The following is a 10,546-nucleotide window of genomic DNA, read 5'->3' as shown; positions in this document are numbered from 1 at the left end:
CCGTTCGCCACTCACCACCCAGACGCAAGCGCCCAAGCAGCCCGTTCGACTTGCATGTGTTAAGCACGCCGCCAGCGTTCGTCCTGAGCCAGGATCAAACTCTCCGAAAAAAACAAAACGGAAAACCCCAGCCAACCACCCACACACAACACGCGCAGACAGCCAACCAGAAACAATCCCAACCAAAAAACTCAAAAACAAAAAACAGGCAAAACAAAAACAAACAAACACACTATCGAGTTCACAAACAACAACCACACGGGTCCCACAACTATTGCTAGCGTTAGTTCCTGGTGATCGTCGCGGAGCATTTTCCGCTCTCGGCGACGGGTATTAACTTTAGGACGTTTGGCACCTGCATGTCAAGGCGAAAACTGCGACCCTAGTCACCTTTATTCAATCCGCAACAATTAAAACATCATCCAAACCTCAATGTGGCGGATTTTCGGGGCATAACACCCAGAAAATCCGCCACATATGTGAGCTCTGAGATGTCGAAAACATCTGTCGCACCATTATCTACTTGAGCGTTGACGCTCTGTCTGATCGGTGCAGCCCGCCCAACAGAACCGACGAGCTATGCGCGAGCTGCTTTGGAGCGTTGAGGCTCTGTACGATCGTTGCCGTCCATCGACTCTTGTGTCATCGTTCAGCCTCACCTGACCCTTTAGTCGGTCAATTCAACGACGATCAGATTACGCCGCCCCTTACGGACAAGTGCCAAGCCTCCTGGCAGCGCATCGGCGTGACCAATTGGCGCATCCTCATCGTCCACCTTGATGTTGTTCAAGTAGGCGCCACCTGAAGCTACCGTACGTCGCGCCGCAGAACGACCTTTTTCAACACCTGCACCGACCAACGCGTCAACGACGGTTCCTTCGCCCAGTTTTACCTGGGCACGCGGAAGGTCGGCCACTGCACTACGTAGCGTCACCTCGTCAAGCTGGCGAAGGTCGCCACTACCCCACAGTGCAGCGGTAGCCGCTAGCACGCGGTCAAGTTCCGTTTCACCATGTACGAGCGCGGTAACTCGGGCGGCAAGTTCTTTCTGTGCTGCGCGCTGGTGCGGTCGTTCGGCAACTTCCACTTCAAGTGCCGCCACCTCTTCACGTGTAATGAAGGTGAAAATCTTCAGGAAACGGATCACATCTTCGTCGGCAACCTGTAGCCAGAACTGGTAGAAGGCATAGGGACTCATCATTGCTGGGTCCAACCAGATAGCGCCGCCTTCTGATTTACCGAATTTTGTCCCATCGGCTTTGGTAATAATCGGCGTCGTCAAGACATGGGTCGTGGCACCTTCAACCTTGCGGATAAGGTCCACGCCACCGATCATATTGCCCCACTGATCATTACCGCCGGTCTCCAAAGTGCATCCGTGACGGCGGAATAGTTCCAAGTAGTCATTGGCTTGGAGGACCTGGTAGGAAAATTCGGTGTAGGAAATACCTTCCTCAGATGCCAAGCGGCGCGCCACGATATCGCGCGAAAGCATCGTTCCGATGCGGAAATGTTTACCAACACCACGCAACAGGTCAATGGCTGACATCTCCTGTGTCCAGTCCAGATTATTCACCATAGTTGCAGCTGCTGGACCGTCGAAATCTAAGAAACGTGCAATCTGATCCTTGAGGCGGCCAGTCCATTCCTTCACCACTTCAGTGGGGTTGAGTTGCCGCTCCCCCGACTGACGAGGATCACCAATTTGTCCGGTCGCGCCCCCCACCAATGCAAGTGGGCGGTGTCCGGCCAATTGCAAGTGCCGCATCACAAGGACCTGAACAAGGTGCCCGTGATGCAACGACGGTGCGGTGGGATCAAAACCGCAATAGAAAGTAACCGGCCCTTGAGAAAGGTGCTCACGCAGCGCGTCAAGGTCGGTGTGCTGAGCAATCAGCCCACGCCACTGGAGGTCGTCCAGAATGTCGGTCACAATCGTTTCCTTACAGTCGATGATCAATCTATTAGCGGCCTTCTACAGACCCTTGTCTCGTTGGGATCTACAAGACCCTACTGAGATCTCGTGGCACCCTGAGCATTTCTCGCAGAAGCCCATTTAAGTGTAGGTGACGAATGCGCTTCGCAGAGCTTTGCCACAGCTTCCGTGCCTATTCCGTCGCCTCGGCCCACCCCTTCAGGTCTGCCACGGCGCGCTCAAGCTCTGCGAGCTGTTCGAAGACCCGAACAGGAGCGGTACCTCCTCGGCCAGTCCTGGCATTAACAGAGCCTTCAATCGTCAACACATCCCTTACGGAAGGTTCAAGGTAAGGCGAGGCAGAACGCAATTCTGCATCCGTGAGATCAATGAGTTCCACCCCGCGGGCCTCAGCGATTCTCACACAGGCACCAGATATCTCATGTGCCTCACGGAAGGGAATACCGCGGCGTACCAACCACTCTGCAATGTCAGTGGCCAGTGAGAAACCCTGGGGCGCCAATTCTTCCATACGTGAAAGGTTCAGCGTCATCGTGTCGACCATGCCTGACACAGCAGGCAGAAGAACGTCCAAGGTGTCAATCTGGTCGAAAACGGGTTCCTTATCCTCTTGTAGATCCCGGTCATAGGCCAGTGGCAGACCTTTCAGCATCGTCAGCAGTGCCATGAGGTCGCCAACAAGGCGTCCAGCTTTACCACGCCCGAGTTCGGCAACGTCCGGGTTTTTCTTTTGAGGCATAATTGACGAGCCTGTCGAGAAGGCATCGTCAAGGGTCACGTAGTGAAACTCTTTCGTATTCCATATAACAATTTCTTCACATAGGCGCGAAATATCAACGCCAATCATCGCCATAATGAAAGCAAATTCGACGACAATGTCCCGCGACGCGGTCCCGTCAATCGAATTGGCAACGCTTCGGCTAAAACCAAGTTGGTGCGCTACTGTCTGCGGGTCCATACCCAAGGTATTTCCTGCAAGCGCTCCAGAACCATAGGGAGAAATGGCAGCCCGTTTGTCCCAATCGACGAGGCGGTCCACGTCACGTACTAACGGCCAGGCATGCGCTGCCAGATGATGGGCCACCAACACCGGTTGTGCGTGTTGCAGGTGGGTGCGGCCCGGCATGATCGCGGTACCAGCTTGATGTGCTTGTTTCGTTAGGGCTTCCACGACGGCGAGTGTGCGCAGGGCAATGAGTCGCGCATGTTGACGCAGATATATGCGAATAAGTGTGGCGATTTGATCGTTGCGGGAACGCCCTGCCCGCAATTTACCACCCAAATGATCGCCTGCACGCTCCAATAAGCCACGTTCTAAAGCGGTGTGGACGTCTTCATCTGCTGGCGAGGGCCGGAATGTGCCAGAAGCAACGTCTGCGGCCAAAGCGTCGAGGGCATCGTGCATCGCAGCAATCTCGTCGCTATCAAGTAAACCGGCTGCATATAACGCGTCGGCATGGGCGTGGGAGCCAGCAATATCCGCCTGCGCGAGGCGCCAATCGAAATGTGTGGACACCGACAATGCGGCAAGCGCATCTGCGGGGGCACCACTGAAACGACCACCCCACAGGCCAAATGTCGAGGCATCAGAAGAAGACGTCATATAACGATGATGCCTTTTTTCGTCGCTAAACGGCGTCGCGGTCCCCTTCGTGGACAGCGATCAGTGGTTCTTTAGCTGTCGCTCTCATTGGGTAGACACGTACCACCAGCCATGTGGCGATGGCGACAAACAGCACCCAGTTACCTTCTGAAATCAATCGCGATTCGGTAAATGACTGGACCACCAGCGCACAAACCAGCAGCATCGGAGCCAAGGTGAGGTAAGAGCGGGAAATATTGGAGTAAGCCACGTGAATAACGCTGCCACTGACCGCGATGACCGCAATGATCAGTATGGCCGCGCCGATGATTCCGGTCTGAAAAAGTGCCTCGATATACGCGTTATGTGCCGACATTGTGGGGGTGCCGTCTCCACGCACGACGAGGCGACGGAACATGGGAATCCACGGCGCCCAATACATAATCCATCCCCACCCTAGGATCGGGTGGCGCTCCCAAAGGTTGAAGAGGCGACTCCAGATCAGACCACGTCCGCTGAGATCTGAACTGCGATTCGTCCAATCGCTGATGTGTTCGTGGGCGAAAAACGATACGACTACCGAGAGTGCGGCCATCGCCAGCAGCACAATGAATACGTAACGACGCATCGGGGGTTTCAATAGGCGCAATCCCAGCGCAGCAAGAAGTACCGTCGCACAGATCAGCGAGGCGATGATGACGGTGGCTGACCGTGTCAGTGCAAGCACGGTAATGCACACAGCGATCCACACGAGGCTACTTAGCGTCTTTTCTCGCCGGTCAAGCCATATCAGGATCACGCACAACAGGCATAAAAGAGCAACAAAGGCCAGTGGATTGCGATTGCCAACAAAGCCTTGTATAGGCCCGCCTTCGAAAAGGAGGGCATTGACCCAATACTGGCTGTCGGCAACATAGGGCCAATCGCGCATATAGAACGGCGGAATGCGGTGGCCAACAAATATTTCAACGAAGAGTTCAAGCGCAAGGCTCAGGCTCAGTATCCACTTAAAACCAGCGGTAAAGATGTCCAGGAGTTCCCGCAGAGGAAACGCGATGGCAATGAGCAGACCACCCAAGGTGGTGGCGATGGACATCATGGATGCAACTGAGGTTTCCAATGGGTACTGCGACCACAAGACTGACAGCGTGCACCACAGAACGAAGGTGGCTGGCAAAAGTGGAATGCGGCGCAGCAGCAAACGCCGTCCCGCGATCACGAATAGTGCCGAGGCAACCACCAGGGTAAGCGCTGCGACAATACCGAAACCCCACCAGCCCAATAGATTGCGCACGCCATGACCGGCGAAGGTAAGCACGATCGTCCAAATGGCCACTGGCGGAAGGGCACGCTGTGCAAATACCCGGTGGCGTTCCACCATGGTGTCACGCACGTCGTGGAGCGCGTAGCTGAGTGGATCCCACACCACATCGTGAAGATATTCGCAGATAAAGGCAATGATGGCCGAGGCTTTGGTGCGCAAGGGGCTACCAGCGGCCATCCGTAGTCCTTCCTTCCAACGGTTAATGACAAACTAGGACCGCACTGCGTAACGGGTACGAGGCCCCGCACGGCGGCGGTGCCCAACGGTAACGATAGTAGACGAAAACAACCGGGAACCCCGACAAATATGCGGGGTTCCCGGTTACGATTCGGTTGCGATCATGGGTGTGGGAAGCTCTCTAATGGCCCATCAGATCGCATTGTTCCCAGGGTTACGACCATGGGCGCGAAAAACCTAGAGGGTGCCTTCACCCAGTTCAGGGCCACGCCCAAAACGCACGTCACGGGCGGTAGCCAACCGTGACGTCATCCCAAAGATTTCAATGAAGCCACGCGAATGAGACTGGTCAAAGGTGTCGCCAGTTTCGTAGGTCGCAAGGTTGAAATCATAAAGAGACGATTCAGAACGTCGACCGGTGACTGTGGCGCGCCCTCCGTGGAGCACCATGCGAATATCGCCACTGACGTACTGTTGCGTATCAGCGATAAAGCCGTCAAGAGCACGTTTGAGCGGTGAGAACCATAGTCCGTCGTACACTAATTCGCTCCACCGTTGATCAACTTGCCGTTTGTAGCGACCCAGTTCTCGCTCAATAGTGACCCGTTCAAGTTCCTGGTGTGCGGTGATTAGAGCAACCGCGCCGGGCGCCTCGTAAACCTCACGCGATTTGATGCCGACGAGTCGATCTTCCACCATGTCAATGCGGCCGACACCTTGCGCGCCCGCGCGACGGTTCAGTTCTTGGATCGCTTGAAGGGGCGTGACCGGCCGAGAATCAATGGCAACTGGGATACCCGCCTCGAAGGTGATAACGATTTCGTCGGGAAGCGGTGGGTATGTCGGATCATCCGTGTAGTTGTAGACATCTTTGGTGGGAGCATTCCAAATGTCTTCAAGGAAGCCCGTTTCAATGGCTCGTCCCCACACATTTTGGTCAATGGAGAACGGGTTGTGTTTAGTTGTTTCGATGGGCAGATTATGCCTATTGGCATAGTCGATGGCCACGTCGCGGGTCAGCGCCAGGTCACGCACAGGTGCCAGACATTTCAGGTCAGGAGCAAAGGACGTGATGGACACTTCGAAACGCACCTGATCGTTGCCTTTGCCGGTGCAGCCGTGGGCAACGGTTGTGGCACCGAATTGGCGTGCTGCTTGGACAAGGTGTTTGGAGATGAGTGGGCGCGAAAGTGCCGACACGAGCGGGTAGACGCCTTCATATAGGCCGTTAGCGCGCAGTGCTGGCATACAGAAATCCTGCGCAAATTCATCTTTTGCGTCAGCGATATAGGCTTCAACGGCTCCACAGTCAAGGGCTCGTTGGCGGATGACTTCGAGGTCTTCGCCTCCTTGGCCAACGTCTACGGCGACGGCGACGACCTCCATTCCGGTTTGTTCTTCAATCCATCCGATGGCCACGGAGGTATCGAGGCCACCAGAGTAAGCAAGTACGACGCGATCTTTCGACGGTGTCATTGAGTATTTTCCTTTCATTTCTCCGTTGAATATCCCGGCTGGGACATTTCAAGGAGTGTGTGTTCTACAGCCTGGGCGTCGTCAACCGAGCGACAGATGACCAGTATCGTGTCGTCTCCGGCGATGGTGCCTGCAACTTCGTCCATTCGAACGGCATCTATGGCACTGCCCAGTAGTGATGCGGCGCCAACTGGCGTGCGCAGCACAAGATGGTTGCCGACCTGGGTGGAGCCGGTGAGCAGGCTTTGGCACCACCGTACGAGGCGTTCTCTACCGGCTTCGCCTTCATGTGTAGGGGAACCATCAAGGTCAGGAACGGTGTAAACGAGAAGCCCTTCATGTGACCGCACTTTTGTTGCCTGCATTTCGACAAGGTCGCGTGACAATGTCGCCTGTGTCACTTCAAATCCGTGTCGGAGTAGTTGGCTTCGCAGTTCCTGCTGCGAGTTGATGCGATTGGCAGCGAGCAAGTCACGGATCGCTTCCTGGCGTGCTGCTTTAGTTCGTGGCACGGCTGCAGTATTCACTTCGCGTTATTCTCCTTTCGTGCGGCATCGTAGAGCGTAGGCAGTGCCTGGGTGAAGATGTCAACCTGCTCGTCAGTGATAGTGAGGGCAGGCGCGAGGCGGAGCGTCGTTTCGCTTGTGGCGTTGAGGAGAAATCCGTTGCGTCGGGCGGCTGTGACCATTGCGGGTGCGACAGGTTCTGCCAGTTCAATGCCGATGAGCAGACCACGTCCGCGTACCTCACGCAGTGACGTGCCGAGGTATTGGCTAAGGTCAGCGCGCCAGCGTGCACCCAGGTCGCGGCTTCGTTTCACCAGATCTGTCTGCTTGATGGTGTTGATGACGGCAAGGGCCGCAGCTGCGCACACAGGGTTTCCACCGAAGGTGGAGCCGTGCATTCCCGGTCCTAGTATTTGCGCAGCTTGTCCGTAGGCTATGCAGGCACCGATGGGCATACCTCCTGCGAGTCCTTTTGCCAGGGTAACGACGTCGGGCGTGATTGCCGACCAGTGGTGTCCCATCCATTGTCCTGTTCGTCCAAGCCCGGTTTGCACCTCGTCAATGACCATCAGTGCGCCGTAGCGGGTGGTGAGTTCACGGACGAGGCGCATGTAGCTGTCGTGGATTACGTGTACGCCCGCTTCGCCTTGGATGGGTTCAATGAATATAGCCGCAACATCGTCGCTCATTGCGTCACGAAGCGCGGTCTCATCATTTGCTGGGATGAACTCGATAGGACCAAGAAGTGGCGCGAAAGGAGCGCGATAGCTTTCTTTCCACGTCAGGGCTAAAGCACCGGTGGAACGTCCGTGAAAGGAGTGGTCGAGGGCCAAAATACGCGTCTTGGGCGTGTCGGCAGTATTGGCATAGGCTTTGACGATTTTGAGGGCTGCTTCAGTTGATTCGGTGCCGGAGTTTGTCAGAAATACTTTGCCCGACACTGGCGTATCGGGCGCAGTGATGGCAAGTAGGTGTTCCCCCAGCGTCACTTGAGGAATACTTGCAAAGAAATTGGAAATATGGCCCAGGGTTGTGATCTGTTGGCTCACGGCATCAACAATCGCGGGGTGTGCATGCCCTAGTGCGTTGACCGCGATACCTGCGTAGAGGTCGAGATACTTGTTGCCCTCGCTATCCCATACGTGGGTGCCATCGCCGCGAACGAGCATCAGTGACGGTGTGCCGAAGGTTGGCATGAAGGTATTGTCGTAACGCGCGGACCAGCCCTTTGGGCTATCGGTGATAGTACTCATGATGTGTAGGCACTGTTCTCGTGGACATAGTCGTGTGTGAGGTCATTGGTCCAGATCGTGGCGCTTGCATTGCCCGCATGGAGGTCGACGACGACCGACACTTCCCTGGCTGACATGTCGACCAGCGCGCGGTCTTGCCCTACGCCGCCTGCCTGGCACACCATGACATGGTTAATGATGACGTCGATCGCATTAGGGTCGTATGGGGCAACGGACTGTGGGACGGTTCCTACTTCAGAGATAATGCGTCCCCAGTTCGGGTCGTTGCCAAAAACGGCGGTTTTAAACAGGTTGGAGCGGGCAACTGCGCGTCCCACTGCTTCAGCGGCCTCCTCGCTGGTGGCGCCGGTGACGGTGATGGCGATGTCATGGCTTGCACCTTCGGCATCTGCAAGCAGTTGCCGAGCGAGGTTTGCACACGCAACTGTCAATTCGGCAGTGAAGTCCTCGATTCGTGGTGTAAGGCCACTTGAACCTGAAGACAAAAGGAGCACCGTGTCGTTCGTGGACATACATCCATCCGAGTCTGTCCGGTTAAATGTTGTGCGTACCGCTTCGGCTAAAGCGGCTGCGGCATTGTCATTATCCAGACAAGCATCGGTAGTGAGGACGCACAGCATGGTGGCAAGTCCCGGTGCAAGCATCCCCGCACCTTTGGCCATGCCGCCGATTCGCCAACCATCGGCGTATTCGCTGGCATATGTTTTCGCCACTGTGTCTGTGGTGCGGATCGCGTCTGCGGCGTCGAGGCTTGCCTGGGCGTGGGCAGATGCTGCTGCGCAAAGTGTGGGGATTGCGCCAAGGATTCGGTCCATGGGGAGCGGTACGCCGATAATGCCTGTGGAGCATACGCCCACGTGTTGTGGAGCGATGCCGATATGCGCGCCAACAGCTGCTGCCGTTGTGCGGGCGTTATCCATGCCAAGCGTTCCAGTGCAGGCGTTGGCGCCACCAGAATTTAATATGACGGCCCCAAGGGGGCCGTGGGTGAGATGTTCACGTGTGAGCGTGACAGGTGCGGCAACGATCCGATTCGAGGTGAATACACCTGCACTTGCAGGAACCGGCCCGTTGTTAATGACGATGGCGAGGTCCTTGCCACCACTGCTCTTAATGCCTGCTGAGCATCCTGCTGCTGTGAAGCCCCGTGGATAGGTGACGCCGCTGTAGGTCATGGTGCTACTCCGATCGTGGGAACGGCGGTATATTCGGGCAAGCCGAGGGCAATATTTGCGCTTTGAAGTGCGGCCGCGGCGGTGCCTTTACCGAGGTTATCGATGGCACAGATCATGACCAGCGCACCTGCCCGCTCGTCTATGCTCCAATGAATTTGAACTGCTCCAGTGCCGGTGAGTGGGCCCGTGGTCGGCCATGTAGGTGCCTGTGTGACAGTGACCAGATACTCTTCGTCGTAAACTGCTAGCGCTTGGTCAACATCGGCTCGTGTGATCCCACACTTGAGCGGGGCAACTACGGTCGCCAAAATGCCACGTGACAGTGGTGCCAGAACAGGCGTGAACGTCAGGCGCGCGTCGCCAGTAGCACCGGCGAGGCGCAGGTTTTGAAGGATTTCCGGGATGTGGCGATGAGAGCCGCCCACGGCATATGGCGCCAAGGTACCGCTTGCCTGCGATGCGAGTAGGTGTGGCTTCAGCGTTTTTCCTGCTCCAGAGTATCCGACTGCCAGGGTGGCAACCAGTGACTGTGTATCGATAATATTTGCATTGACTGCACATTGTGCAGCAAGGGTAACAGCTGTGGCATTGCATCCCGGTACAGCCAGTCTGGTGCTGTTGGCGATTAATGCGCGTTGCTTTACAGCACGACTTTCACCGGCGTGGAGGAGTTCCGGCATGGCGTATGTCCACGCTGGACAGTATTCGCCACCGTAATAGCGCGCCCATTCATCCGCATCGACGAGGCGGTGATCCGCCGCGAGATCAACAACAATCCCATTGTCACCTGATTCTGCGAGCGCGTCGCCGATCGCGCCAGAATGACCGTGCGGCAGTGCCAGAATGACAAGATCATGACCTGCAAGGGTGTCCACACGGGTTTCCTGAATCATGCGGTCAGCGAGTTGCGGGATATGGGGTTGGTAATTGCCCAGAGGTTGCCCACTTGAGGAGGCTGCAGTAACGGTCACAATGTCAATTTCGGGGTGCTGCGCCAGCAAACGCAGCGTTTCTCCACCTGCGTAACCGGATGCGCCCGCAACTGCCGCCTTAATCATGCACATAACTATACATGTGCATGAATATTATTCATATTGTGTGTCCGTAGGGTGATCAT

The 10,546-nt window shown here is 56.0% G+C and carries 8 protein-coding genes and 1 rRNA gene; all 9 read right to left on the bottom strand.

What is annotated here, in order from left to right:
- Positions 1-110: ribosomal RNA gene (locus tag G438_RS0103510) — 16S ribosomal RNA — on the bottom strand; the annotation flags it as partial.
- 557 nt (positions 111-667) lie between these two features.
- Positions 668-1,933: a tyrosine--tRNA ligase gene (gene tyrS, locus G438_RS0103505; protein ID WP_026460182.1), complete on the bottom strand. Its 1,266-nt coding sequence runs from the start codon at positions 1,931-1,933 to the stop codon at positions 668-670.
- A 175-nt stretch (positions 1,934-2,108) separates the two neighbouring features.
- Positions 2,109-3,539 (bottom strand): argininosuccinate lyase, encoded by a 1,431-nt coding sequence (gene argH, locus G438_RS0103500; protein WP_026460181.1) that lies wholly within the window; start codon positions 3,537-3,539, stop codon positions 2,109-2,111.
- Between the two features lie 25 nt (positions 3,540-3,564).
- Positions 3,565-5,019 (bottom strand): O-antigen ligase family protein, encoded by a 1,455-nt coding sequence (locus tag G438_RS10540; RefSeq protein ID WP_051259245.1) that lies wholly within the window; start codon positions 5,017-5,019, stop codon positions 3,565-3,567.
- A 237-nt stretch (positions 5,020-5,256) separates the two neighbouring features.
- Positions 5,257-6,495, bottom strand: a complete 1,239-nt coding sequence (locus tag G438_RS0103490) for an argininosuccinate synthase (protein WP_026460180.1) — start codon at positions 6,493-6,495, stop codon at positions 5,257-5,259.
- A 14-nt stretch (positions 6,496-6,509) separates the two neighbouring features.
- Entirely contained in the window at positions 6,510-7,022 is a 513-nt protein-coding gene (gene argR, locus G438_RS0103485) for an arginine repressor (RefSeq protein WP_051259244.1), read from the bottom strand.
- Positions 7,019-8,254 (bottom strand): acetylornithine transaminase, encoded by a 1,236-nt coding sequence (locus G438_RS0103480; protein ID WP_026460178.1) that lies wholly within the window; start codon positions 8,252-8,254, stop codon positions 7,019-7,021. Before G438_RS0103480 ends, argR begins: the two co-directional genes overlap by 4 nt.
- On the bottom strand, positions 8,251-9,429 hold the full coding sequence (argJ, locus tag G438_RS0103475; RefSeq protein WP_026460177.1) for a bifunctional glutamate N-acetyltransferase/amino-acid acetyltransferase ArgJ: 1,179 nt from the start codon (positions 9,427-9,429) through the stop codon (positions 8,251-8,253). Before argJ ends, G438_RS0103480 begins: the two co-directional genes overlap by 4 nt.
- Positions 9,426-10,487 (bottom strand): N-acetyl-gamma-glutamyl-phosphate reductase, encoded by a 1,062-nt coding sequence (argC, locus tag G438_RS0103470; protein ID WP_034284922.1) that lies wholly within the window; start codon positions 10,485-10,487, stop codon positions 9,426-9,428. Before argC ends, argJ begins: the two co-directional genes overlap by 4 nt.
- Positions 10,488-10,546: the final 59 nt, after the last annotated feature.

Origin of the sequence: Schaalia suimastitidis DSM 15538 (assembly GCF_000429105.1) — a bacterium.
Taxonomy (GTDB): domain Bacteria; phylum Actinomycetota; class Actinomycetes; order Actinomycetales; family Actinomycetaceae; genus Pauljensenia; species Pauljensenia suimastitidis.
This window is presented reverse-complemented; position numbering and strand designations above follow the sequence as displayed.